We start from the raw sequence: 26,279 nt of genomic DNA, 5'->3' as shown, positions 1-26,279 counted from the left end.
TTAGCCCTAAGATAATCCTGTGATTTTTTTAAGTGCATTACCAAATAACAGGTAGTTGTGTTTTACACCATCGTCTAAGTCGATTTCGATTTTTTCACTAGCTAATGGATACAGCACGTCATGTTCATAATCGTTAATTTCTTCAAGCACTTTATTGATTTTTCCAATGGCTTTAATCGCTTGGGTCTTATCTTTCTGACTGGCAGAAGCGCTTATTTCAACTTGCTCAAAACTTTGCTTGCGTGCTTCTAACTTAGTTCTAAACTCTCGTAAGTAATCATTAAGCACAATACTCGCAGTATCGGGCTGATAACGATGCATATAAACTAAGGCATTAAATGAACCTTTAGGGCTAGAAAACATCCAATAAATAGGTCGTTTTTTATAGCGCTTAACATGATCCTCATAAAAATCTTTAACAAAATATTTTTTGATATCTTTGCCAATAGCTTCTTCAATAAAAGCTAAGTTTTCAGTAAAGTTATCTTCACCAAAAGTAACTTTGAGGAAAGTTTTAAAACGTTCGGTTATATCATCTTCAAACCAATCACCATCAAAATCTATGATTGGGATTACATTATCTTCATCTGGCAAAATTGAAAATTCATTGGTTATTGATAAGTACCCCTCCAAAGAATCAGATTGGTTGGATATTATGAGTCCATCTTTATCAATAGAGAACCGAGCAAAAATACAACCTACGAAATAAGAAATATATTCAAGTACAGTTGATTTTAACAGAGCTTGATCTCTAACTTCTTCAGATATAGAACTAAAAAGATAATCCTTATTACATGAGAGTGTTATTTCTTCAACATCAACGCTCGGTAGTAATTGCTTATTTAAATCGTAAAGTTTTATCAAAAAGCTGTTTATTTCATATTCTGAAGATTTAAAAAACTCTATTCTTTCTTCCCATACCTTTGTTAATCTAATGTATGTGTCTTCGAATGATTCTTCACCATTAAAGTTCTTTATTAATATATTTCCCTTAAAGTCCCAAGATTCTTCATGTTCATCCCAGTCTTCTTTTGATACTCGAACCAAATTATCAATATCAAGAGGAAGCTTGTAGCCTGATAACATAGGTAACTTACCCATTGGCCCTGAGTTAAAATGAATTGTTGGACACAAAAAGTCGCTGAAAACTTTTAGCACCTTTGAGTTCAAGAAGCTCAATACAAATTTTTGTTCTTCGGCTGACTCAAAATTGTAAGCAGCTATTCCGACAGAATCGGAAATACTACCTTGTGGTAATGCTCTAGCGGATAAAATAGTCGTATTTATATCACCCCAAGTAACCCCTTCACAGAAAAAATATTCAGTATTAAAGATACGTCTAGACCAATGAGTTGTATTAGGATCTGATGGATTATTAACAACAGCATGTTTAATTTCAGCACCATCATTTTTCCAATTAACGACATAATCAAAGTTACCATACCACTTACGGAAATCCCCTCCTTTATTATAAGGGAACCACTTGACGGAACTAGCCGCTGCTTCTTCAGAGGACAGACCTATTCCTACATTTTTAAAGTCAACTTCGTGCCAATATCTTAAAAATCTGACATTATTTGAAGTAGACATTCCCCCTTTAACATCGGAAATATCTTTTAGAGTCTTATTTGTAAATGCTTTTATAGCACTGGGGCTAACCCAGTATGCTATTGGAATACCGGGTATTTCATTAAAGCTACTTGTACGGCGAATGAAAGTTAAACCATTACCTTGTTCGTTCAGCTCATTGTGAAGTAGAGTTCTCTTTTCAGATTCAGACTTTCCGTCCAATAGTCTGACGAAAGTTGCCTTGTTATCCTCTACAACTCTATTCAATAAAGTAAATGCAGTGGTTGATACAACTTCTCCACCAATACTATCAAATGCTCTAGTACCAAGATGAAGCATTGATGTGATGCTACTTGTAGTTAAAATGATATCTCGTAACTTTTCGTAAGATGATAAAAACATCCAACTCTGCATATTAATCATGCTTGAAATGCCTGAACGCTTTAGAAGTTTTAAATTCCGCTCCATAAACATCGCAAATAGGTCAGATTTGCTGCTAGGGTAATGTTTTTTCGACCACTTACTCAAGCTTGCATTCATACCTTTAGAGCCTAAGTATGGTGGATTTGCAACAACAGCATGATAATTAGGACTCAAAAACTTTGCTTGCCTTAAAATCTTCAATATAGATTCATGGGTATCTTTTAAGAAAAGATCCACCTGAACATCTTTAGCCTCTAGCGTTGCTAGTATTTCTTCTGGATTTTTAAGTGTAGGTTGGATTAATGAACCAAAGTTATCTGCTTCTTCAAATTCCGATAGTGTCTTTATTACATCCTGCGTGAACAAGTCTCGCCCAGCAAATTCTATGTAATCTTCTAGTGCTGTTTTGTCAATTTCTACGTTTTCTAAACGGCAGATATTGGGCTTAATTGGATTACGGAAAAAACGTCTTCTGTTATTGCTGTCATCTGCCGGATTACCCTTGATGGCTTTCATGCTCAGCGCAAATGCAGCAAGCTCTGCGGCTCGCTCATCAATCTCAATACCATATAAGTTTTTAGTTAGAATTAACTCAGGGATATCAGCAGCATCGTAGTTAGCTTCTAGATAAATAGCATAAAGTAAATCATAGGCATAAGTGAGCATATGACCCGAGCCGACAGCAGGATCACATAATTTTATCTCTTCTGGAGTACTGATATAAAGGAAGTCAGCTTCATCTTCAACAGGCTTTATGTAGTATTCCATTTGCTCAATAACTTTTGAATTAGGGTTATTGAGCATCCATAAGCGACCTAAAGAATTTTCAACCAGATACTTCACTATCCAGTGTGGGGTAAAAAGCTGAGTCGCAGCTGGAATATTCTCTGGTGTTATCTTATTGTTTTTCTTTAACCCTTCAAATACCTGATCTTTCTTTTCTGAAATATAAAACTGATAAAGCCAACCGATAGATTCAACAGACTCACAATTCTCAGGTGTCATCGCCTCACGAGTATAAGCAAGTATTGAATTACCAGATAACAAGTCATCCGGCATGAGCAACTCAGTATAATCTTCAATACGCTGGAACAAGTAAGGCATTAAACGATGATAATCATTACACACAGCAACAATCATCATTCGATAGGCTTCAGCTTGCCCATCGCGGCTAGGTAATGAACCACTTAGTAGCCCCTGTATTTTTTCACGCGCTTTACCATTAAAAACAACCTCATCTAAATGGCCAGCTTTAGCTTCTGCTAATAATTCTGGCTGAAATTGGCCTGATATTGGTGAGAGCACCATGATGCGGTTGTATTGATTTACATCCATAAATCTAAGCGCACAAAAACGGTTAAACCATGTATAGGCCACTTGCTCAATGAGTTGCTTTTCGCCCTCTTTTTTATCTTTATGCTGACTTAGCTTTTGTTCTAACTCTTTGATTGCTTTTGGGTGCTCACGCCTAGCCGTACTATCTACGGCTAGCACAAGTTTTAATTTGCTTTGAACCTGATCAATTAAGCTTCTACGAGCAAATTGAGCAAATTTTTTTAGTCTTGATCTATCCATTTATTTTATCTCTTTTATACCACGACTCGTCTAACAGGCCATCTGGGGAAGTTTTCATTCCATGACTCTATATTAAACACCTGTACATTATTCACCACTTGCCTTTGCCATCTAGATATCTCGTGATTCATTGGTGGTAATTTCGCGGAAATCTCATCAGATAAATGGCCTAATAATTCTTCTTCTAAAGTTACTAGATTTATATAATGAATAGGCTTACTCGTTTTGTTTTCGGCCCATCTATAGATAAAGCTATCCAAATACTTAGAAGCAAATGTAGTGCTTAGAATGCCTTCATTTACCTCTTTTAAGAACTTACGTTTTTGTTTTTCTCTTGCATTTGGGTTATTCGGGTCTTTCACCTCAACAAATAAAATAGCCGTTTCTAATTCAACAATAAAATCAACACGGTGCATTACACCAATACCATGATAGTTGGGTAGGCTTTTGTCTTTCATTTCGTCAAAAATAATTGCTTCAATAGCATCAGTAAAGTTAAACTCTAAATCTCTTTCCTTCAAAATCACTGACCTAAACCTCCCATCTTCAACTTTACTTGTGCCTTAGTAAGGTCACTGAAAGTATCTGATATTGCATTTACTGATAATGATTTAAAGTTTTCAGCATGCTCTAACTGAATTTTCTTTGTTTTCAAATCTTTGTATAACGCGTGGTATCTAATCTGATCTCCTTTATCCTTATTAGATAACAGATCAAACCATTTAAGAAAAACATAATCGTGGGTGGCAATAATTATTTGCAATCCATTTCTTGAAAGTTCCAATAGTATTTTTACTAACATTTCCATTAACTTAGGATTTAAGTTGGATTCTGGTTCATCCCAAAAAAGAGTTCCTGAAATCCCCGGTTGGATAACACCAGTTTCTAACAGTCTTGCAAGCATTCCGGCCTTTCTGAAACCTTCAGCAACAACGTTTGCAGAATATTCATTATTTTCAGACTTGAATGTAACCTTCCCACCACCATAAAAAATGAATTGCCCACCAACTACAGCATTAATTTGATCTATTGCCCATCTTGACTTTTCTTGGAGTTTTAGAGCTTTAACCTCTGGTAAATCAAGAGATAAACAAATATCTTGGTATGTTTGATCAAAAGACAATCCAAATCGCTGATAAAGGCTCGTAAAGCCCTTCATAAAAGAAAGTACTTCTTTGGTAGGTATATAAACAGGAGCTGCACCTGTATTATCCAGATTGCCAATACCAGTAATAGCTAAGTTTTGTGAGTTGTTAAAAAAACTAAGCGCTAATTCTTTATCATCAGAAAATTTAACAGTGATCTTGCTATTACTATCTGCGCCATTTCTATGCAACTTTCCGAGTTTGTCATCTAAAGGTTTGAATAAGCTTACGAATCTTTCAGTTAGCTTTTGCCTGACGGTATCTACCTCTAATGATGAAGCACCTATTTGTTCTACGGTACTACATGCAGCATATCCAGCCTTCAACAATTGCGTTTTTCCTGTTCCATTCTCACCAATTATGACATTGATACCAGGACAAAAATCAGCATTTACATTGTGAAATAAAGTAAAGTTTTCTAATGAAATCGTATTTATCATAACTGTATATGCTTCCCTTCCTTGATGGCCGACAACAGCGCTTTTTTGTATTCTTCTACATAGCTTTCAACATCATTTACTGTTGAAAGCCATGGCTTGTTATAATCCACTCTAATCTGCTTAGCTGAAATACTTTTAATTTCAGGTTTAACAAGTTCATTTACTGATTGTGTAGGCTGTGCTTTTCCGCCAAATAAGTCATTTTCTGGTTGATTGTTAGTTTTACTATCATCTACTGGTGTAACAGGCTGGGGTGCAGGCTGCGACCATGTTATTAACTTTTGTACCAATTTAGCATAGGTTGCATCTTCAAAACGCCTTGCTTCGTCCCTAAGCATTGCAATTAAAGATTGTTGTTCAATTTTTTGTTTCGCAACAGTAAATTCAGAGGTTAGCTGTTGCTGCTTATCTTGATCTAGGGTTTGGAAATCATCAAAACTTTTTAATTGATCATTCAATAAATTTATTATTTCAATCGCTTTGGTCCGCTCAATTTCCACTTGCTCTACTATTTTATTTTCTAGCAACTCTGTGTCAGTTTTAAGCTGTTGAATAGCATTACCTTTATAAATGGTTGCATTTACTAGGGCATCTTTGATTTTTTGGTATTCATCGCTAATAACATATTCAATGTTTGCTAATTGCTCGGTCGTTACCCGCTTAGCTTTATCAAAAGTTGCTTTTTGCGCCCCCTTCATAAACTTTACAATGGGATCGATGGTTTTTTCTTTGTAATCAAACCAGATATCTTCTTGTAGGGGGAGTTCGGTCATAAACCATGCATACGGCTTTGTTTTAAGCTCGCCAAGCTTAGCGACAATATCAGCTAATGCCCTTAAGAATGGGTATTGATCTGATTGAGCAAGCAATTTGTCCAATTGGGTTGCTTGTTCCAAAAATGACTCTTGCAACTCTTTGGCAATTGCTTTTGCCTCGGTTGCATGTGCCATTTTTTCAAAGTAATCACTATAGAGATCTTTGACGGCTCTGATTTGCGAGGGGGTAAATTCTACTTGAGGATCAAGTATCAAATTACCGTGCGTTGCAATATTTCTTAATGCACGAACTAGGTCAGAGTCATCCAATAAGTTTGTAGCCTCTCGCACCTCAATTTTACCTCTGGCGCATAAATACGCTAAGTTGCATAAAATTGCTGCAAAAGACCAACCATTAGGTTTGCTTTCAAACTTAGTTAATAGCGATTTGACCGTTGTTCTGATACCACCGCGGCTATTGCTTTGAATAAATGAGAGCATCTCCTGTTGAGCTTCTGGCAGTTGAGTATCGTCACTTAACAGTCCTTGACCAGCTTTCTTGATAATGTCATTAATGTCATTTTCGCTATAAGTAATATCCCGTAGCATTTTCAAGTTAGGGTATGTGTGCTTAATCAATTCACCAAATGCACGGACCATTTTGTTCTGGCCATCTTCACCCGACAGCTCTACTTCAGCGCCTGCAACATAATACTTTGCCGTACCAACAAGCTTTGACGTTAATGCTTTTAACTGATTGTAACGTTCGCGATTTTGAATGCCTTTTTCAGTCAAGATACGTTTTATGCTGTCTTGCTGAGTGGTTTTAGTCTCATGCGCAACGTACTTTTCCGTTTGCTTGTAAAGCACTAAATCACTTACTAATCGAGCACTTTGAGGTAGTACAATTCTTAATTCGTCATTAAATAAGGTGTCTGATCTATGCTTTTCATAGGCATCTTGATGATCATGAAAAGAAGTGATCACATTGATTGCTAATTCATTTTCACGACCCGACAATTTATCATCAAGTTTTCTGCTAAATGGGTAGTCTTGATTGTTTTCTAGCCAACGAATTTTTCGGTTTTTCAGAACACCATCGTAGATCAGCTTCTCTAGCTCAGCAGCGACAACATCCGTGCCTATGTCTGTGTTCTTAATTTCTTTTTCAATGTCTTGCTCTTCATCCGTTAAGTATTCGAATAAGTCGACATTACGTTGAATATACGTTTCTTTTTCAAGTAGGTTTAATGCTTCTTCAACTTCAAGCTTTAATGACGGAATATCACGTGAGAAACTGTCGTGCATTAATACGCAAAGGTTGCGTATAGTTGGTTTGAATTCTTTAACGTATTTAACCAAGAAAAGAGCTTTAAGTAGTCTAACAGCAAATTTGTTATCTACATTTAGTTCAGCTTTTAAAATTGACTGCTGATTCGCGGTTTTTAATGCCTTTCTTATGCCTTCAAACATAAGGTCGAAGGTAGCAAGCTCACCCAATTGATGATCTTTTATTGCAATAGCTACGTCTTGGAAAACACCAAGCATTGAGCGTTCACCTACTGAGCTGTGTTTACCTTCAAAAGCACTATGCGATGAAAGGTTTTGAATAGCAGATTGGAAAAGCCCAAATTGATATGGAACGAAAGGGTAACTCTCTACAAAGTGATCTTTGTCTTTAAAGTTTCTATAGGTTTGAGAACCATCAGAAAAATCAAACAGCGTTTTGAAGTTATTGTGTTGCTCGTTAAATAAGTCAGTTAATGTCGGAACGAACTCATCTTTCTTTTCAAGTAAGCGGCGCTGAATAACTTCAGCCACATCTTGGCTAGTAAGCTTCATTCGGTTTTTAAAGCGAGCTTGAATTTTGGTAAAGTCATTTTCACTATCTTGATCGGCTTGACCAATAACTTTGCTCATATCTTCTTGAGCCGTAACAATTACCCAAGCTTGGCCTTTGCACTTTGTTGCTAAGCTCTCGGCAACCGTTTGCAAGTTTGTCATGAGTTTGGTGTTACCAGCAATATACTGCCCCACCTCATCAATAAAGAAGTTTAATCGAAAACCTACTTCTTGTTTATCAATATAGTCTTGAACCTGCTCAGCAAAATCTTCAATTGAAAGCCTATAATCATCTCGGTACTTGTCTAGAATTCCACTAACCGATTGACCCGAAACTTGGTTGTATGCTTTATCAACCGAGTCGGCCATTCTCTTTGCTCTTGCACGACCTTTCGTCCATTCCATGCCACTGGTAGACTCAAATACTTTAATGAACTCATCTAACAAGCCATCACCTTTTAACTCTCTCTCAAACTGAGCTATGTAGGCTTGTTTACCATAAAAACCACAATGTTCATCGAACACTTTCACAAATACTGCGATTAAGGCATCTAGTTCGGTTTTACTTATAACATCTGCTTTTTGATCAATGTTAAATAAGATACTTTCAGACGGAATTGCTACCGCACGTTTTAAATTGCCTGCAAAAATCCCCCCTTCTTTTAAGAAGTTTTTTTTAAGAAAAACATCTAATGGGTACTCACCATCAATATCATTATTTTCAAGTAGGTACGCTAGCATTTTTAATAAATGAGATTTACCCGAGCCGAAGAAGCCCGACACCCAAACACCGTTAGCACCGCTGTAATTGAGGTAAGCCTCTAGGAACTCTTCAAGCCTTTTCGATATTTCTTTTGTAATAACGTATTCGCGTAATTCAAGATATAAAGCAACATCGTCATCAGCTTTGATAACGCCTTCAATTGGTCTGTCGACTTCTTTGGCAAATAATTGTGATAAATTCATAATGTTCTGCTTAATCCTTAAATAGCTTGGTCTAGTATGTTAAAGGCTCTGTAGTACTTATCATCTTCTAATGTTCCAAAAAGAATAAGTGAAGATCCTTTTTCAACCGAATGCTTATACTGGCCTGGATAAAACATGAGCGTAGGCTTTTCTTTCGCCTTAATTTGAAGATTCTCTAATAGGTTACTAGAGCGAATATATGGATAAACCTCACCCACACCAGTGATCATTAGAATATCGAAATCGGCATTTTCCATTCGTTCTACAATAGCTGGTATCAAAATGGTATTGGTATCAATAATACCTTGAATTTCTTCTTTAAATTCTTGCTTGGACATTGTGGCTTCATTTTCTAATAGCCAATCCCAGTCGCCTTCTTCTTTGCAAATATCAACAACCAAATCATACAAGTTTATTTCGAGTACTTTGACTTGCGAATCGGCTAAGTAGTTTTTTATTTGCTTGATGAGTAGATTAATTTCATTTTGCAGTAAAGGTTGAAACGGACATATATGGAAAGGTATGTCGCCATTTAGCCCTTCCATTTTGCGAAATGAATAACTAACTAACACTTCAGTTAAGTGTACGTATGCATCTTTGAGATTTTCTTTAGTTAAAACACTATTAAACTTTCCTGACATATTAGTGATATTCTCCTGGAAATATTGCTAAGTCATCAGGATTTTTTTCTACGATAACTGCTTTAACCTGTGGGGAAAGGTTCTGATGCAAAATTTCTTTATTTTTGGTTGCTAAGCCACATTCAACAAGCATTTTGAACATTATTTGCTGAGACTTGTATCTTGATTTTTGAGTAATATTATCTAAATTTTCATGCCACTCAGCTTTCGCATTTAAAAAGGCATCGTAATCTTCTGAATATAGCTGGAATCGACTTTTATCAAAGTACCCAGATAACACTTCAACAGCGAATTGACGTGTAAATAAATACTCGCGACAGATTGCTAACCACACTAGATGTTGGGCATCACTCTCTGAGTAATTCATTAAAGCTAATTCTGCATCAGTTAAGTTTTTAAGGCGTTTAGAAACCTCACCATATATAGTTTTTAACGTGCTTTCTGTTCTAGCTTGTAATAGGTTGTTACCGAGCACTTCTTCGCGAACTTGACTCCAGTCTTTAAATTTATTGTACTCTTCTGCAACAACTAGACATTCATGAATCATTGCAGGTCTTAATGTAAGAGATAATTTATTTTTAGTGCTCATACATTTGCGCCTTCTGATGAATCCGAAGCACTACCATTACGTACCCAATCATCTACTTCAGATATCTTGAATTTCCAGAATCTACCAACCCTATGCGCAGGCAAGCCTTTTCTCTCTCGCCATGCGTAGACAGTGTCTTTACTCACACCAAGGTGAGTTGCTATTTCTTCTACTGAAAGCCATCTTTGGGTCATCTAAAAACCATGCTTAATATTCAATTAATTCTATGCTGCAATATGACATATTTAGCTTAAAGTGTATATTGGATTGAGTCGGATTTGGACGGGTTAGATATGATCTAGGTCATAATAAGGAATACAAATATAGGTAGTTCTTTATTATCGCTTTTCTTTGAGCAAACTTTGATATGTCATTAACGTTCTTGGAAGTTTGTGCTTGTTTTTGGTTAACCAATTGTGACCACCAAGTCGTTTATCCAATTGGGTTCGTGATAATTGGTTGTTATGTTGTTGCATAATCGATATAACCTTATCGACTAACATAGCGTCACGTTGTTGCCAATCAACCCTTGGTTTGGCAACCTGTTTTTGAGCTTTAGGAAGCTGCGACTCTAGCCATGGTTTTTCATATGCATATAGCCAAAAAAAAGCAGCATTACATGAGGACTTAATCTGTTGTCGAATAGCCTTTGGTTTACGCTGGATAAAACGGGTGATTTGAAGCTTGTATCTTCGTCTTTTAGACTCATGCCGGCATTGTTTACGCCATTGAACTAACTCTGGTGAAGTAGAGATTTGCTGTTCAACACTCCCTACAGATATGCCTACTCGTTTAGCAATTGCATTGCGATGAAAGCCTTTTCTGGCGAGAAACATAATCTTGGATTTCATATCCTCGGTTATCTGTTTAGGTTTAAGGCTAACGGGGATATTAAGCCTTAATGCGAGGGCTTTAACATAACAACGGCTTTTACCAATAAGCCGCCCCACACTTGCCATCGATTCACCTTGATTCAGCAATGTAATGCACTTGCTTTCAAGTAGCTCTGCTGGAGCGGAGTCTTCCGGCACAGGCTCATTATGTTCTTCACAAGGTAAATGCTTAGATAGCCAGAATTCCAACAAGAGGTATTTAAATGGATGTTGAGAAACCTTACCTGACAGCAAATACGAAACATATCTAAAATCTGTTGATGACTCAGGTAACAGATGTTGTGACTGGTAAGCTAGGTTTTGAGTAAATTGATAGAAATCTTCGACTAGTCTCTTTCTACGAAAATAACCATCTTTAGTGACAAAACCTAATTTATCGAGCTTGGTTATTATGTCTTTCACATTGAAGCTCTGATTGTTTTTGCTTACACAGTTAAGGTAACTGGCAGCATATTTTGCTAACTCATAGCTAAGTGAACTACTTTGTTTTGGGCTTATATCTACTTGAGGTAAGAAACCATGGCTAAGCTTTGACCTTTCAACGAGGGGAAGATGAACTAGCCATACTTGATGCTTATAGCAGGACTCGATACCTGGAATTTGATGAGAACGGTGCCAATACGATGTACCAAACTCTTGGATATTTTCTATTGCACATTGGGGACAAAACTTAATGGATAAAGACTCTTTTTCTTTGACGCTGGCTAACTGACAAGCCCTGATGGCATAAGCTGCGTTACTAGACACTAGCCCTGATGAAATAGTTGATTGATAAGATGGCAAAAAATGAATAAACAAAGGCGCAAGCGTCTGCTCATTCATCAGTTCAACTGGTGACTCCAGGCTAAACTCACTGAGTTGAGAAAGTCCGGCAGTCAAATAAGGGTGAATAGTGACCTTATGATTTTCGAATACAGTGGAGAGGTAATGCTCGCTTGTCATGCCGGTTAAAGTGAGATGACGGACAATGCGGCTAAACAAGATTTCATCAGGAAAGGCTAGGGGAAGTATCATTCTTCCCCCCTAAATATATTATCAGTTACTCAATGGCTAAATTTTAGACGAAATTATGTAAATTACAGTATTTAAGGTTGTGATAATCTTTTCGATGGGCGGCTAACACAGGTCATTTAACGGATCATCAAGCATTAATTTTTTTTGCCTCAAAAAACTAATGGGATCTTCTAGCCCTGCGGCCTGTTGAAATATATCAGGATCTTTTATTCTATCGAGTAAATCAACTGCACCCAGTAACTCAATCAGTTTAGAGGAAAACTCTGGGTGCTGCGGTTTTGTGATATCGCCAGTTTTATCTACAGTGAGCACTTTTTGTGGATCAACTTTTGTGCTGCGACGCTGTTTTCCCGTTGGCAACACAATAGCACTTATTAACTCTTTAACTTCATTGGTTTGTCGTGATAAACCACATGCAATGGCATTACCCGCTTCCAGGGTTGATACTGTAATTCTCTCATCGTCACTACCTATCACTAAGCGTTGCGCCTCTCGATAAGTGCGGCTCGCCATATCAATATTACCTACAGATAGTAGGTGAAGTGAGTTATTAAGCTCATCAGTCAACTCTGTGTATACATTAGTCCATTGGTAGTTCCAAAGCTGGGCAATGAATGCTTTCCACGAATCACTCTCCTTCGCAAGAACTGACATTGTATGGTGATACCCACTTTCAGCTCGCCTAGCGGCTTTTAGCTCTTTAACTAAGGTCAGATCAAATGGAGGGTTAGCAACAAAGAAAAGTGGTACTCCTAATTTATTCACTAACCGATGCAAAAATCTAAGTAGATTATTTTCACCACCGGTTCGTTTAAACTGTAAGTTTTGCATCTCATCTATAACCAACATCCCAAGAAAACTAGATTTAATGCACTGTTCTAACTGACGAACCAGTGCGCCAATAGTCCCGGCTGGTTTAGTCTTTTCTCTATCTAATAAAAGATCAAACGAAGCTAAAATTTCTTCACACAAATCTCTTACGCTTGAATTGCTTGGACAATCCACCTTAATCCAAACAACTTGCTTCCTAACAGCCAAAGGACGGTCTTTGTATGAGTCATGCTCAATTACACTAGGAAAGTAGCTAAGCACTTGCTCAAGCATAGATGTTTTGCCTACACCACTTTCCCCAATTAGCGTTAAACCTTCTCCTTTGGGCTGAAAGAAGCCTGTTCTAGGCTCTATCTCTGGTCTTTCGTCAACCAAATAATGTAAATACTGTGCAGTGGTTGGACTGAGTGGGTTTTTAGCTGAATATCCCTTTTTAATTGCTCTTTCTATCGCTCTAAAACAGGCTTCATAGTCTGTCAAAGGCTGCCTAAGTTCTTCAATTCTATTTAAGTACTCATCACGAACTAAAGGGTTTATATGATCAGCTATATCTTCAGCATAATCTGGGTAATTACTGAAATCTGCCATCACCGCTTCCCAAGGAAGCTTAGGGCGAAGGGCTTCTATAAGTGGATTACCTTGGTGCTCTGGCAGGATTGCATCATGGTAAATTGCTTTATCCGTTCTCATGATGGATCTCCGTTTGTTCTTCTTTTTCTTCCAATTGGCAGGGAAACGACTTTACCGACGATTTCATTTGATGAGGAATAGTCGACAGTTTCTTGGCTTTCTGTAATTTGTTGAAGCATATTAGTAGTTGCTGTCAATTCATCTTTGCGACGTTGGCGTACATTTTTAGTTTTTTCAGCGAACGATATATTTTCAGAGCTCTTACTTCGTTCTTTAGCATTTTTAGTCATCAGTTGACGATTTTGGTGATCATCAATAGATTCTACGCTTATAGGGCTTAGCTCTTTTTTGGAGTCTAGCCAGTCTTGAATAAAATCAGATTCATACATAAATTTATCTTTAAACATGCGGCTACGAGGCAGCAAATGGCAAAGTGTAAAACCATGATTTTTATCTAGCCTCACATAAATGTGATTGGTAGTATTTTCATCAATTCGAGCTTCTAATCGCCATTGACCTGACGACCTCGCAACAGATGCTAAATTACGTTCCTCAACTTCTGAACATGAATAATACAATCCATTAAAATGTATACCGCTGCGTGTCATACTGACTTCAGCAGGAGGAAGTAAACGAGCTATAACGTCATGAGGAAGTGCGGCTTGAAGCTCATGTTTATGCTTAGCAAGATGAATCTTCCAATAATTGATTGGTGTTGGTGATAAGTCATTTTCGACTAATAACGGACTTGAAAAAGCTAAGTCGTCAAAAATGGATCTATTATGCTCTAGAATGGCTTTTATTATTTCAGTAGTCACTTCTTTTAAAGTGTAGATAGCATCCTTTCTAGGGTCTCTGCTACCTCTGACAATATTACCACCTCGAGTGGTACCTAAAAATTCATGAATAACTTCATTATTTACAATATCAAAACGTTTCTCAACCACTCCTTTACACTCAGGCCTGTAAGGGGGAGTAAAAGAAAGCTTAGTCATTGGATTTAGTGCTTTCTTAGGCTGTAAGCCAATCATTTCACCATTATCACAAACCAGTTCCTTTGGAATATGTGAACAAGGCCACTCTGAATCATCGATATCTACACCAAATTCTTTGCAGTAGCGGGATTTAGGTAGGAAACTGTTTGCTAAAGCTTGTCTAGCTGCACGCCATGAGGCATGGAAGAGTGATACATGCATACCAACTATCATCCGGCTAGCTCTGTCGATAACAATGTAGATTGTTGGTCTACCTAATATATGCTGCGACCCCAATTCAGAAACAATATGAACATCAGCAACAGTTGCATCGATCTCAAAGTGAGTTCCAGGTAAATAGCTATCCTGAATAACACTTCCTAATAAACCTCTTTTATTCCTTAGATGATCATTTTCAGTTGTCCTGCCCTTAATAGACTCATCTTTGGTAAATATTTTCTTTGACCAATAATTAAACTGCTTGAGTGTGGGTACACAAGGCGGTTTACCGCATGCATTCGCAATACGTACTTCATCAGCATAACTATCTTTTAGCATGTTTTTATAGGTTTTTGATAACGTCAGACAGGTCTGCTTTAGGTAGTACTTTTTAAGTGCTTTCTTAAACTTACTTTTATCGATATCTGTAATTATGTATTTAGCAGCTCTTTGGACCGCTACCGTTCTTGGTTGCTTAGGAGCGCCAAGTGGCTTGTCTGTTGGCTTTCTATCCTTTCCAAAACCGCCGCTTTTAGAAAATGCTGGAAGAAGAGCCATTTTATCCTGACCATAACGCCAATATTGCGTTAGAAGTCGGGACAAAGCTTTACGATCGATATTTACTGTTTTCGCATACTCTGCAAGATGTGGAACACGTTTTTTAGTCGCGTAATCGAACACAAAAGCCCGATCGGAAACAATACCCTCAATTAGCCCATAGTTTTTATCTCTACGCGTAATATGATCCTCAGGGATATTCTCCTCTGCGACCAAAAGAAAAGTTGGTAAAGTAAACTCCGATTTTTTGGCTTTCTTACTTTTTATATGTTCAATAAATGCTTCCATAGAAATAGCCAAAGGCCGAGAGGTTGGTGACTGAGTATTAAGGGAAAATATGATGACAGATTCAACATCATGCATAATGTCTAAAACTCGATATAAACCATCTTCAGCTAAATCGGAGCCTGTTAACTCCCAAACACTGTTTCTAGGAAGTTCCATTCATAACGCCTCTTTGCATAACTGCAATCGATTTGACACCTAAAATCCCTAGTTCAGGGATATATGATGATAAATCCACATCAATGAACTTATCTGCAATTAAATAGCGAATAAGTAATTGAGCCTCATCGTGTGAAGCTATATTCATTAAAATCAATTTATTACAAAGATCTTCGAAGAAATATTGCCCAACCTTGATAACCGCTAAAGTACTTCTTATCTGTTCATCAGAAAAACGAGTTGGATTTTCACGGAAAGGGGCTGTTGCCCAAGCAAGGTTACGGCTTTGGATTCTAGTTAATTCATTACCAGTGAAGTAACTAAACTTAACTCCCAGCAGTTCCCAACACACTCTTTCAATATCAATCTTTTCGAGTACTCGTTGTTCATCAGATTCACTTTCAGGCTTAACTGAAATGGCGAGGTATGAAATACCTTGAGTAGAATCAATCGTAAGTAACTGATCCGTTGTCATAATGATGGGTTCTTTAGTTTTGGGATGGGTCGGATGCTTAACACCCAACATACTCGCGACCTTCTGCGTGTAGTTAAGTGGTAAAATAGGGAACTGCTCTCTTATATCGACAATGCTGTCAGAGAACTCAGCTAAATGGAATAACTGAGTTTCAATTGAAGACATCATATGATGACTTCGTTGAGACTTTCTCCCAAAAATTATCGATCTAGTACCATGACCTTTTACATCCTTGGTTTCAAGCCACGGTTTATAAGCGGAACCTTGTCCAATTCCATACTTATTTTTTAATGCTCGCTGATAATCTTTAAAGGATTCAAGTTTTCTTCCGCGCGACATAACATTTCCTGATATATTCCATTCAGAAAAAGCATAGTACCAAAAGCCACTACGGGCAAACTTTATTATCTTAAAACATTCTTACGGGCAAACTTTAGTGCTTACGGGCAAACTTTATTGTCTCTACACAAAAACTAAACCGCCATCCCCGCAGCGACGCCAGAGGCCCATGCCCATTGAAAGTTGAACCCTCCTAGCCAACCGCTGACATCCATCACTTCACCAATAAAGAATAATCCGGCGACATTATTTGCCTGCATGGTTTTAGATGACAACTCATTAGTATCAACCCCACCTAACGTTACCTCAGCGGTGCGATAGCCCTCTGTGCCATTCATGACAATAGACCAGTTATTCAACGCACAAGCCAGAACTTCACGCTCGCCATGTCCAAGTTGATTTAAGGCTTTATCTAATTGAGCTTCATCAAACAAGGCTTCAACTAATCGTTTGGGTAGCCAATGGCTGAGGGTATTACGCAGACTCTGTTTAGGATGGTTTTTTAATGCAAGTTCGATTTTGTCTAAGGCGTTTTCACCCGGTAATAAATTGATTGAAATAGCCTCACCAGGATGCCAGTAATTAGATATTTGCAACACCGCAGGGCCTGATAGCCCACGGTGAGTAAATAATAAGGCTTCAGAGAATTGAGTGCCATCGGCAGCGGTAATGGTTGATGGTACAGCTATGCCAGATAAAGGCTCAAATCTTATTTTTTGTGCTGCATGCCAGGTAAATGGTACAAGCCCAGCCTGAGTCGGTAAGACTTTTAAACCAAATTGCTCAGCAAGTTTGTAGCCATAAGGCGTCGCCCCCAATTTAGGCATAGATAAACCGCCAGTGGCGATAACCAATGACTCGCAGCTAAAGTCGCCATTTGAGGTGATGAGTGTAAAACGCCCATTATCTTGCTGAGTCACTGAGGTAATTTCTGTGCGCAGTTGGATCTTATTACCCGCCCATTCACATTCGGTCAGCAGCATAGTGACGATGTCTTTGGCGGAATCATTACAGAATAATTGCCCGTGATCACGTTCATGGTATTCAATACCATGGCGCTCAACTAACTCGATAAAATCACTTGAACGATAACGGGCCAATGCCGATTTTACAAAATGAGGGTTGCCACAAATAAAGTTAGCCGGTTCTACCTTCTGGTTAGTGAAGTTACATCGGCCACCGCCACTGATCAGAATTTTACGCCCGGCTTGCTTTGCATTATCGAGCACAAGCACATCACGACCACGATAACCTGCCGTTGCTGCACACATTAACCCTGCTGCACCCGCGCCGATAATGATTACATCATGATGTTTCACGTTATTGCCTCATATAAACTGTTAGTTGTTTTGCATTCTGGTTTGACTGACAAAAACGTTCAGATACAAAAAAGGATGCTATTTTAGCATCCTTAGTGTGATTTTAAGAGCGAGAGTTTCGTCTAGACTACTTCTTTATCGTTTCCGATTTTTTGTCTCGGCTTAACAACTCTTTTGCCGCATCGACAGGGGCTTTACCTTGATATAACACTTGATAAATTTGTTCAGTGATAGGCATTTCTACCCCCAAACGCTTTGCCAGAGTGTAAACCTCTTTGGTATTGCGATAACCTTCAACCACTTGCCCAATCTCAGCTTGTGCACTGTGCACATCTTTACCTTGGCCTAATGCTAAACCAAAGCGGCGATTTCGAGATTGATTATCAGTACAGGTCAGCACTAAATCACCCAAACCAGCCATACCGATAAAAGTTGAGGCATCTGCACCTAAGGCTTCACCTAAACGCGATAGCTCGACTAAACCTCGAGTAATTAATGCGGTACGAGCGTTAGCACCAAACCCGATACCATCAGACATACCAGCACCAATTGCGATGACATTTTTAACTGCGCCCCCCAGTTGGATACCAGTAAAATCATCATTGGCATACACCCGTAACCGCTTAGGACTGTGTAATAATTCTACAAGTTCATGGGTAAATTCTGGGCAAGTGCCTGCTACCGATATCGCTGTAGGTAATCCTGCTGCAAGCTCTTTAGCAAATGTAGGGCCTGATAACACGGCTAGTGGATATTGCTCACCAAGCTGCTCTCTTGCAACGTCCTGTAATAAACGACCTGTTTCAGGCTCTAAGCCTTTGGTTGCCCATACAATACGTGCATCGCTGCGCAATAACGGTTTAGCCTGCTTAAGTACGTCCCCAAAGACATGACTGGGTACGACGACCAAAATATTCTTGCTGGCGGCTAAAGCTTTGGCTAAATCTGGCTCGATTTGTAAACAATCAGGAAATTGAATGCCTGGCAAATAAGCTTCATTGCTACGAGAGTCAGCTAACGCTTGCATACGCTGAGGGTCATGCCCCCATAACAAGGTTTTATGACCGTTGCTTGCTAAAGAAATAGCAAGGGCGGTGCCGTAAGACCCCGCCCCTAATACCGTTATTTCGGCAGCGTTATTCATCACTTATGCGTTTGCTTCAGCTGGTGCTGCTGCAGCGGCGGCTTGACGCTGTTGAACGTATTGAGCAAATAATGCATCAAAGTTCACTGGCGCTAAGTTAAGTTGTGGGAAAGTACCACGAGCAACTAGACCAGATACGGTTTCACGCGCATATGGGAAAAGTACGTTCGGGCAGTACGCACCTAAAGAGTGAGCAAGTTGTGGCTCAGTTAAGCCTACAATTGAGAAGATACCTGCTTGTTGTACTTCACATAAAAATGCGGTTTCGTCACCATTTTTAGCGGTTACAGTTAAAGAAAGTACCACTTCATAAGTGTCGTCAGATAACTTTGCACTGCGAGTGTCTAAGTCTAACTTTACTTCTGGGTTCCATTCTTTTTGGAAAACAGCTGGGCTGTTTGGCGTTTCAAAAGACAAATCCTTTGTATATACGCGCTGAATGTTAAATTGTGGTGCACTTGCTTCGTTGTTTGCTACTGCTTCAGCCATGATTTCCTACCTATCTATGTTATTTTTCGCTTTCTCTATGGAGCGAATATGATGTTGGGTTTACAACGAAAATAATTTCGCTTTTACCTCAAGTCGATCGCACTGCTAAAAACTGAAAAAGCTCTTTTGGCAAGCAGGATCAAAAGTGCTGATGATGTTACCAACACTGTGTTTTACTTCAATATGATAAACCTTACGACTATCTCTTGCTTTTTACTACTGGCATATTTGCTGATTGCCAGTCGCCCATACCACCTTTAAGGTTATGAACATTTTCAAAGCCTTGCTTAACAAGAAGCTGAGCTGCTTGAGATGATGTCATGCCAGCGTTACATACTAATATAATGGGGCTGCTTTTAAACTTTTCAAGACTCGTGGCTTGATTATTTTTAATTTCAGACAAAGGAACATTAAGCGCATCAACGATATGGCCCTTTTTAAACTCTTCTTTTCCACGTACATCAATGACTTTCGCGTCTTGCTTATTCATCATCAAAGTCAGTTCGTGATTATTTACATTCTTTACTTTTGATGTGCTGGATTTGAATGTTGTTACAATCAAAGCAACAAATAAGCCAGCCCAAGCTAATGACAACATTGGGTTTGCTCTTAAAAATTCGATATATTCTTGCATGATCACTGCCTATAAAGGATTGAGCTAAGATTAATTTGGCCAAGAGTATATCGATTTAAGCAACAGTTTTCACCTGTCTAACGTGCTTAACTGCAGATAAACGCACACATCAATGAAATTTAATCATCAGCAGCCCCGATATCGAACCTAAGTCTGTTTCCCACTGCGGATAAGTAGTAATATTTGTCCAATTTCATTTTTAATTTCTATTTTTTCACTTTGAGGGTATATCCATGACGACGACAAAACGTCCGTTGGCGTTACTTATTTTAGATGGGTGGGGCTACCGTGAAAATCCGCAAGATAATGCGATTTTTCATGCCAACACTCCCGTTTTAGATAAGTTAACGGCGACATATGCAAATAGCTTAATCTCTGGTTCTGGTTTAGATGTCGGTTTACCTGATGGTCAAATGGGCAACTCTGAAGTGGGCCATATCAACATCGGGTCTGGCCGTATCGTTTATCAAGAGCTGACTCGTATCAGTAAAGCAATTGCTGACCATGAGTTTGAACAAAACCCTGCTTTAGTAGAGGCGGTGGATAAAGCAATCGCCGCTGATGGTGCGGTCCACATTATGGGATTATTGTCACCCGGTGGTGTACATAGCCATGAAGAGCATATTGAAGCAATGTGCCGAATGGCTGTTGCTCGTGGAGCTAAAGCTGTTTACTTACATGCATTTTTAGATGGCCGCGACACACCTCCTCGCAGCGCAAAAGGCAGTATCGAACACTTCAACGCGTTATTTAGTGAGCTTGGCACGGGTAGCGTTGCTTCATTAATCGGTCGTTATTTTGCACTAGATCGAGATAACCGCTGGGATCGAGTGTCACAAGCATATGAGTTAATCACTGAAGGCAAAGGTAAGTTTGAATATACCGATGCAGTCACTGCGCTAACATCAGCGTATGAGCGTGATGAAAATGATGAGTTCGTCTCTGCATCTGCCATTACCGATGCAACAGGCCAAGTGGCTGCATTAAATGATAATGACGCATTAATATTCATGAACTTTCGTGCAGACCGCGCACGTCAGATCACTCGCAGCTTTGTAAATGCTGATTTTGATGGGTTTATTCGCCACAAAACCCCTAAAATCAACTTTGTGATGCTAACAGAATACGCCGCTGACATTAACGTCCCTGTCGCTTTCCCATCTGACAATTTAGTCAATACACTGGGTGAGACGCTTCAAAAGCAAGGCAAAACTCAGCTACGAATTTCAGAAACTGAAAAATATGCCCACGTCACCTTCTTCTTCAATGGCGGTAAAGAAACGCCATTTGATGGTGAAGATCGCATTTTGATTGAATCACCAAAAGTCGCAACCTATGATTTACAGCCAGAAATGAACTCAGCAGAATTGACCGATAAATTGGTTGATGCGATTGAGTCTGCTAAATATGATGTCATTATTTGTAACTATCCAAACGGTGACATGGTTGGTCATACAGGTAAGTTTGACGCGGCAGTAAAAGCCTGTGAAGCCGTTGATGCCTGTGTGGGCAGAGTTGTTGAAGCGCTCGCTAAAGTGGGTGGCGAATGTATTATCACGGCAGACCACGGAAATGCTGAGCAAATGTCCGATCCAGTAACCGGTCAAGCGCATACTGCACATACTAGCGAATTAGTTCCTTTCATCTATGTCGGTCGTGATGCTACTATCAAAGATAAGGGCCGCTTATGTGACATCGCACCAACGATGTTAACGTTAATGGGGCAAAGTGTGCCAAGCGAAATGACTGGCCGCTGTATCATTGACCTACAAGAGTAATTAATTACCTGTGATAACTCGTTTATTTGTTAAAGCCAGCATTGTTGCTGGCTTTATAATACTTTCAGCAAACGCCGCCGGCGCCGACCTCAGTAAACGCCAATCTGAGTTAAAGTCTATTCAAACGCAGATTAGTGCGCAGCAAAATGACTTAAAAAACACTTCAAAGCAACGAGAAAAACTAATCACCTTACTTAAAAAGGATGAACAAGCGATTGCGCGTGCTGCACAACGTGTTAATGAAACCCAAGTATCATTAAAAACCATTACCGCCCAATTAACCGAACTTGAAAAAAAACAGACAAGCTTAAATAAAAGTAAAATAGGCCAACAAAAAACCTTATCTAAGCAGTTATCCAGCGCCTACTTAGCGGGCAACCACGATTACAGCAAAATGATGCTGAATCAGCAAAACCCTTCAACTGTTGAACGTATGTTGGTTTATTACCAGTATTTGAATAATGCTCGAATTAAAGCAATTAATGAACTTAAAACAACCAGCGAACAACTGGTCAAAGTGCAAAATGAGCAGTTAAAAAAGCAGCAACAACTTAATGCTGTGATGGTTGACCAAAGGCACCAAGCTAAACAGTTAGCTAACGAGCAAAATCAACGCCAACAAACCCTCACCCAAATACAGCGCACATTGTCCGACAAGGGAGCCCAGCTTGAACAACTGCAAATTGAGGAAGCCAGTTTAAAACGCATTGTGGAACAAGCTGTGGCGACAGCAAAATCAAATCCATCAATGAATGGCTTAGCAAATCAAAAAGGCAAACTGAAATGGCCAACAAAGGGCCGAGTAAGTGAACGCTTTGGCAGTAGTCGTTCAGGTCAAATCAAATGGAAAGGAGCGGTACTGACTGCGCCAGAAGGCCAAAATATCAAAGCCATTGCCGCGGGCAAAGTAATTTATGCCGACTGGTTACGTGGATTTGGTATGGTGATGGTGGTTGATCATGGTAAAGGTTATATGAGCTTATACGGCCATGCACAAACCCTATTCAAAAATGCGGGTGACAATGTTAACGGCGGAGAATCTATCGCTTTAGTCGGACGTTCAGGTGGACAGACGGAACCTAGCCTATACTTTGAAATAAGACATAAAGGGCAAGCGGTCGATCCGGCGAGGTACTGTCGCTAAAACTGACGCAAACTGCCCGTTCGTGAGGGGCAGTTATGTATCAACTTATTCGTTATATCTGTTGCTTTGTTCTGGGTGCCAGTGTTGCCCTATCACTTAGCATTTCAAGCTCGGAACAGACACCTCCAAAATCTATCTATTACGATGCAGATTACCCGCTGTTAGTTGACGTCATTGACACCATTGAAACCTATTACGTGGATAAGGTTGACCGTAAAAGTCTAATTAACGCTGCAATAAAAGGTGTGTTTGATAAATTAGATCCTTATTCAGGCTTTTTGAGTGAAGATGGATACCAAGCCTTGAATAATGCTAATCGTGGTGAATATTTTGGCTTTGGTTTCGAAGTTGCCACTGATGACGGTCAAATAACAATTGTCACCCCATTTAAAAACTCTCCAGCTGAACGCGCCGGCATTGAGGCTGGGGACAAAATAATTAAGTTCAACGATACGCAGGTTGATGAAACCAATTTTCAATCGGTATTAACTGAAATCAGGTTTCACAGCACCCATAATTTCGCCATTAATTTAACGCTTAAAAAAACAAATAGTCACCAAGAAGCCTTGTTAACTCTTGAACCTGATGTTGTATATATTCAATCAATTGAAAGCCAAATAATTGATGGTGATATCGGCTATATACACTTAGCCAGTTTTCAAGAAGATGCCACTGACGCTATCGTTAAACAAGCCAAAGAGTGGCAAAATATTGCTCTTAAAGGCATCATTCTGGATGTTAGAAATAACCCAGGAGGCTTACTTGAACAGGCTATTAGCATTGCAGATTTATTCCTAGAAAAAGGTAAAATTGTCTCAACTAATGGTCGTTTCTTTGATGCTAACGAAGTGTATTATGCATCTAACCAAAGTATCTTTACCAACATCCCTATGGCTGTCTTAATTAATAAAGGCTCAGCTTCCGCATCGGAGGTCCTAGCGGCTGCACTACAAGAAAATCATCGTGCAACCTTAGTTGGTGAAACCAGTTTTGGCAAAGGCACAGTACAAAGTATTATTCCAATGTTAGGCCATAGCTCCGCAGTTAAATTGACAATTGCCAATTACAGCACACCCAATGGCAATTATATTAATGAAAAGGGAATTGATCCTGACATAGAAATCGCAATTTCTTCTGTCACTGACCTCACTATTGTGCCTATAATCGATTCAGAGAATCTGCTAGAGAACAGCTACGATCAACAAGTCGCTTCTGCCATAGCTTGGATTGATGGCAGATAAAATAATAAATCAAAAAGAAAAACTTATTCATTGTGCGCTTTTTATTAATTTTACTGTTACAAATTATCTATTTATCACCGCTAAATGCGGCTAATTTAGCTATCATTATTGACGATATCGGATATCGTCAAACCGATGAGGCTGTTTTATCTTTGCCTACAAACATCACTTTATCTGTATTACCCCACACTCCTCTTGGACAAAAGTTAGCACTGGAAGGTCATAACAAAGGTCACGAGATCATGATCCACCTACCAATGCAGGCATTAAGTGGCAATAGTTTGGGACCCGGTGCATTAACCAGTGACATGAGCGAGCAACAAATAAAATCTGAAATAAACGCCGCTTTTAATAATATTCCTTTTGCCCGTGGTGCAAATAATCATATGGGCAGTTTACTCACCCAATTAGAAAACCCCATGTTATGGGTTATGCAAAGCTTAAAGCACAAACAAGCCTACTTTGTTGACAGCATGACAACGCGCTTCAGTAAAGCAGGGGTGCAAGCAAAAGATGTCGGCGTGCCATTATTACAGCGACAGGTGTTTTTAGACAATGATGTGAGGCATTTCGCGCTAGAGAAACAGTTTAGGCAAATAATCACCCAAGCAAAGCAACAAGGAACCTTAGTTGCTATCGCACACCCTTATCCAGAAACAGTCGCTTATTTAAAAGCTAACTTACCTAGATTAAAAGCGAATGGGATTAATTTAGTTAACACTTCTGAATTACTCGCTGTGGACATCGCCAAGATTTACCCGACTAGCTCACATCAAACACTGAGATAGATAAATCAGGTAAGGTTGAAACCAAATCAGACTTATTACTAACAATATCCGCTAAAGTGTATCCATCTAAAACCGCTAAATACGCAGCAACTGCTTTTCCTAAAACACCTTTCAAATTACAAACAGGCGTAAATCTACAAAAGGGTTCTTCACAATTAACCGGAATTAAAGAGTGCTCTAATTGTCTGACTAAAGTACCTATATTAATCTCTTTGGCACTTATAGCTAACTTGAAACCACCACTTTTACCCCGAATAGTCTGCAAATAACCTAACTTACCAAGTTGATGAATAATTTTAGCAACATGATTTGAAGATAAATCGAAAACCTTGGTCACCTCCGCAATACGAAACAGAGCTTCACGCTCTGATTGTACAGCAAGGTACATGAGTATTCGGATCCCATAATCTGTATAGCGAGTTAATTGCATTTATAAACCAAACTCAAAAGAAAAGACGACTTTAGCATGTCACTCGTTCTAAATCAGTGATCAACCATAAAGCTTGTTCATTTGTGGTACCACAAACATCTACACTAGCAGAAAAACCACTGCAAACCGCTGGTCGGAGTGATGAACCAAATATCATACATAGATTGTCTTCGCTGAGTTGCACACAGCGCACACCTGCAGGCTTACCATCAGGCATTCCAGGTATGGGAGTTGTTATTGAAGGTGCTATACAACATGCACCACATCCGAGCCGACAGTCCATAATGATCCTAGTGAAGAGATATAGCAGATTATACCAATCAAATGCGATAGTTAATCACTTTTTTAACTCACTAGATGTTATCAGCAAACAAAAATTATTTGCCACAAAAACGCAAATCAACTCGATTAAAATTGCCTAAGTGCTTTATTAGATGCCTACAACTGACCTACTCTCACATGGGCATATCGGCCACACGGCTTTCATGCTCACATTTCAGATGTAAAAAAGCCCGTTACGTTAGCAATGGGCTTGATACTCTCTTTACGAGAAATTTGGCGCCTGGAAATGACCTATTCTCACGTGGGCATCTCGGCCACACTATCAATGACTAATACTTAATAATAATTTTTCGACACAAAACAAAAAGGCCACTCATTAGAGTGGCCTTGCTGTTTTATTAGGCGCCTGGAAATGACCTACTCTCACGTGGGCATATCGGCCACACTACTTTTATGCTCAAGTTTCGGATGTAAAAAAGCCCGTTACGTTAGCAATGGGCTTGATACTCTCTTTACGAGAAATTTGGCGCCTGGAAATGACCTATTCTCATGTGGGCATATCGGCCACACTATGAATGACTAATACTTAAATAATTTTTCGACACAAAACAAAAAGGCCACTCGTTAGAGTCAATGCCGATCGTTTAAGGGCACTTGACCGATCTTGAAGATGAATGATAATCCCTACCAGTATTCTGGTGGGGATTT

General features: G+C 39.1%; 21 protein-coding genes. 4 read left to right on the top strand and 17 right to left on the bottom strand.

Going from position 1 to position 26,279, the window contains the following annotated elements:
• Positions 1-6: 6 nt before the first annotated feature.
• The 15 genes from pglX to ORI98_RS16925 form a co-directional block, all read right to left on the bottom strand.
• Entirely contained in the window at positions 7-3,567 is a 3,561-nt protein-coding gene (pglX, locus tag ORI98_RS16995) for a BREX-1 system adenine-specific DNA-methyltransferase PglX (RefSeq protein WP_306136015.1), read from the bottom strand.
• Positions 3,568-3,581: 14 nt separating this feature from the next.
• Positions 3,582-4,088 (bottom strand): hypothetical protein, encoded by a 507-nt coding sequence (locus ORI98_RS16990; RefSeq protein ID WP_306136014.1) that lies wholly within the window; start codon positions 4,086-4,088, stop codon positions 3,582-3,584.
• Between the two features lie 2 nt (positions 4,089-4,090).
• Entirely contained in the window at positions 4,091-5,152 is a 1,062-nt protein-coding gene (locus ORI98_RS16985; RefSeq protein WP_306136013.1) for an ATP/GTP-binding protein, read from the bottom strand.
• The gene (gene brxC / locus ORI98_RS16980) at positions 5,149-8,715 is read right to left on the bottom strand and encodes a BREX system P-loop protein BrxC (RefSeq protein ID WP_306136012.1); all 3,567 of its coding nucleotides are present in this window, start codon (positions 8,713-8,715) and stop codon (positions 5,149-5,151) included. Before brxC ends, ORI98_RS16985 begins: the two co-directional genes overlap by 4 nt.
• Positions 8,716-8,732: 17 nt before the next feature.
• Positions 8,733-9,356 (bottom strand): DUF1788 domain-containing protein, encoded by a 624-nt coding sequence (locus tag ORI98_RS16975; RefSeq protein WP_306136011.1) that lies wholly within the window; start codon positions 9,354-9,356, stop codon positions 8,733-8,735.
• A gap of 1 nt (position 9,357) precedes the next feature.
• Positions 9,358-9,945 (bottom strand): DUF1819 family protein, encoded by a 588-nt coding sequence (locus ORI98_RS16970; protein WP_306136010.1) that lies wholly within the window; start codon positions 9,943-9,945, stop codon positions 9,358-9,360.
• A complete protein-coding gene (locus tag ORI98_RS16965; protein ID WP_306136009.1) occupies positions 9,942-10,139 on the bottom strand; it encodes a helix-turn-helix domain-containing protein in 198 nt (65 codons plus the stop codon). The genes ORI98_RS16970 and ORI98_RS16965 overlap by 4 nt, the downstream gene beginning before the upstream one ends.
• Positions 10,140-10,283: 144 nt before the next feature.
• Positions 10,284-11,852 carry a TnsD family Tn7-like transposition protein gene (locus ORI98_RS16960; protein WP_306136008.1) on the bottom strand — a complete coding sequence of 523 codons (1,569 nt, stop codon included), beginning with the start codon at positions 11,850-11,852 and terminating at the stop codon, positions 10,284-10,286.
• Positions 11,853-11,954: 102 nt separating this feature from the next.
• The gene (locus ORI98_RS16955) at positions 11,955-13,373 is read right to left on the bottom strand and encodes an ATP-binding protein (RefSeq protein ID WP_306136007.1); all 1,419 of its coding nucleotides are present in this window, start codon (positions 13,371-13,373) and stop codon (positions 11,955-11,957) included.
• Positions 13,370-15,508 (bottom strand): transposase, encoded by a 2,139-nt coding sequence (locus ORI98_RS16950; protein ID WP_306136006.1) that lies wholly within the window; start codon positions 15,506-15,508, stop codon positions 13,370-13,372. Before ORI98_RS16950 ends, ORI98_RS16955 begins: the two co-directional genes overlap by 4 nt.
• Positions 15,495-16,322: a TnsA endonuclease N-terminal domain-containing protein gene (locus ORI98_RS16945; RefSeq protein ID WP_306136005.1), complete on the bottom strand. Its 828-nt coding sequence runs from the start codon at positions 16,320-16,322 to the stop codon at positions 15,495-15,497. Before ORI98_RS16945 ends, ORI98_RS16950 begins: the two co-directional genes overlap by 14 nt.
• A 134-nt stretch (positions 16,323-16,456) precedes the next feature.
• Positions 16,457-17,641 carry an NAD(P)/FAD-dependent oxidoreductase gene (locus ORI98_RS16940; protein WP_261299956.1) on the bottom strand — a complete coding sequence of 395 codons (1,185 nt, stop codon included), beginning with the start codon at positions 17,639-17,641 and terminating at the stop codon, positions 16,457-16,459.
• A gap of 127 nt (positions 17,642-17,768) precedes the next feature.
• Positions 17,769-18,785: an NAD(P)H-dependent glycerol-3-phosphate dehydrogenase gene (gene gpsA / locus ORI98_RS16935; protein ID WP_306136004.1), complete on the bottom strand. Its 1,017-nt coding sequence runs from the start codon at positions 18,783-18,785 to the stop codon at positions 17,769-17,771.
• A 3-nt stretch (positions 18,786-18,788) separates the two neighbouring features.
• Complete coding sequence (gene secB, locus ORI98_RS16930; protein ID WP_306136003.1) at positions 18,789-19,274, bottom strand: protein-export chaperone SecB; 486 nt, start codon at positions 19,272-19,274, stop codon at positions 18,789-18,791.
• A 199-nt stretch (positions 19,275-19,473) separates the two neighbouring features.
• Complete coding sequence (locus ORI98_RS16925; RefSeq protein ID WP_261299958.1) at positions 19,474-19,908, bottom strand: rhodanese-like domain-containing protein; 435 nt, start codon at positions 19,906-19,908, stop codon at positions 19,474-19,476.
• Between the two features lie 233 nt (positions 19,909-20,141).
• Between ORI98_RS16925 and gpmM the strand changes: the two genes are divergently transcribed.
• Genes gpmM through ORI98_RS16905 form a run of 4 tightly spaced genes read left to right on the top strand, consistent with a single transcriptional unit; the run spans position 20,142 to position 24,859 of the window.
• Complete coding sequence (gene gpmM, locus ORI98_RS16920; RefSeq protein ID WP_306136002.1) at positions 20,142-21,686, top strand: 2,3-bisphosphoglycerate-independent phosphoglycerate mutase; 1,545 nt, start codon at positions 20,142-20,144, stop codon at positions 21,684-21,686.
• Between the two features lie 10 nt (positions 21,687-21,696).
• Positions 21,697-22,830: a murein hydrolase activator EnvC gene (locus ORI98_RS16915; protein ID WP_306136001.1), complete on the top strand. Its 1,134-nt coding sequence runs from the start codon at positions 21,697-21,699 to the stop codon at positions 22,828-22,830.
• 35 nt (positions 22,831-22,865) lie between these two features.
• Positions 22,866-24,071 carry a S41 family peptidase gene (locus ORI98_RS16910; RefSeq protein ID WP_306136000.1) on the top strand — a complete coding sequence of 402 codons (1,206 nt, stop codon included), beginning with the start codon at positions 22,866-22,868 and terminating at the stop codon, positions 24,069-24,071.
• A 32-nt stretch (positions 24,072-24,103) separates the two neighbouring features.
• Positions 24,104-24,859 (top strand): divergent polysaccharide deacetylase family protein, encoded by a 756-nt coding sequence (locus ORI98_RS16905; RefSeq protein ID WP_306135999.1) that lies wholly within the window; start codon positions 24,104-24,106, stop codon positions 24,857-24,859.
• On the opposite strand, the gene ORI98_RS16900 is transcribed toward ORI98_RS16905, so the two are convergent.
• Both ORI98_RS16900 and ORI98_RS16895 read right to left on the bottom strand, forming a co-directional pair.
• Entirely contained in the window at positions 24,834-25,289 is a 456-nt protein-coding gene (locus ORI98_RS16900) for an Rrf2 family transcriptional regulator (RefSeq protein WP_306135998.1), read from the bottom strand. The genes ORI98_RS16905 and ORI98_RS16900 overlap by 26 nt on opposite strands.
• Positions 25,290-25,320: 31 nt before the next feature.
• Positions 25,321-25,572 carry a YkgJ family cysteine cluster protein gene (locus ORI98_RS16895; RefSeq protein WP_261299964.1) on the bottom strand — a complete coding sequence of 84 codons (252 nt, stop codon included), beginning with the start codon at positions 25,570-25,572 and terminating at the stop codon, positions 25,321-25,323.
• Positions 25,573-26,279 lie beyond the last annotated feature (707 nt).

It is taken from the genome of Shewanella sp. ULN5 (assembly GCF_030731885.1).
In the GTDB taxonomy this organism is placed as follows: domain Bacteria; phylum Pseudomonadota; class Gammaproteobacteria; order Enterobacterales; family Shewanellaceae; genus Shewanella; species Shewanella holmiensis.
This window is presented reverse-complemented; position numbering and strand designations above follow the sequence as displayed.

Coding starts and splice junctions, on each gene's coding strand:
- pglX (WP_306136015.1), bottom strand. CDS start 3,567: ATGGATAGATCAAGACTAAAAAAATTTGCTCAATTTGCTCGTAGAAGC.
- ORI98_RS16985 (WP_306136013.1), bottom strand. CDS start 5,152: ATGATAAATACGATTTCATTAGAAAACTTTACTTTATTTCACAATGTA.
- brxC (WP_306136012.1), bottom strand. CDS start 8,715: ATGAATTTATCACAATTATTTGCCAAAGAAGTCGACAGACCAATTGAA.
- ORI98_RS16975 (WP_306136011.1), bottom strand. CDS start 9,356: ATGTCAGGAAAGTTTAATAGTGTTTTAACTAAAGAAAATCTCAAAGAT.
- ORI98_RS16970 (WP_306136010.1), bottom strand. CDS start 9,945: ATGAGCACTAAAAATAAATTATCTCTTACATTAAGACCTGCAATGATT.
- ORI98_RS16965 (WP_306136009.1), bottom strand. CDS start 10,139: ATGACCCAAAGATGGCTTTCAGTAGAAGAAATAGCAACTCACCTTGGT.
- ORI98_RS16960 (WP_306136008.1), bottom strand. CDS start 11,852: ATGATACTTCCCCTAGCCTTTCCTGATGAAATCTTGTTTAGCCGCATT.
- ORI98_RS16955 (WP_306136007.1), bottom strand. CDS start 13,373: ATGAGAACGGATAAAGCAATTTACCATGATGCAATCCTGCCAGAGCAC.
- ORI98_RS16950 (WP_306136006.1), bottom strand. CDS start 15,508: ATGGAACTTCCTAGAAACAGTGTTTGGGAGTTAACAGGCTCCGATTTA.
- ORI98_RS16945 (WP_306136005.1), bottom strand. CDS start 16,322: ATGTCGCGCGGAAGAAAACTTGAATCCTTTAAAGATTATCAGCGAGCA.
- gpsA (WP_306136004.1), bottom strand. CDS start 18,785: ATGAATAACGCTGCCGAAATAACGGTATTAGGGGCGGGGTCTTACGGC.
- secB (WP_306136003.1), bottom strand. CDS start 19,274: ATGGCTGAAGCAGTAGCAAACAACGAAGCAAGTGCACCACAATTTAAC.
- ORI98_RS16925 (WP_261299958.1), bottom strand. CDS start 19,908: ATGCAAGAATATATCGAATTTTTAAGAGCAAACCCAATGTTGTCATTA.
- gpmM (WP_306136002.1), top strand. CDS start 20,142: ATGACGACGACAAAACGTCCGTTGGCGTTACTTATTTTAGATGGGTGG.
- ORI98_RS16910 (WP_306136000.1), top strand. CDS start 22,866: ATGTATCAACTTATTCGTTATATCTGTTGCTTTGTTCTGGGTGCCAGT.
- ORI98_RS16900 (WP_306135998.1), bottom strand. CDS start 25,289: ATGCAATTAACTCGCTATACAGATTATGGGATCCGAATACTCATGTAC.
- ORI98_RS16895 (WP_261299964.1), bottom strand. CDS start 25,572: ATGGACTGTCGGCTCGGATGTGGTGCATGTTGTATAGCACCTTCAATA.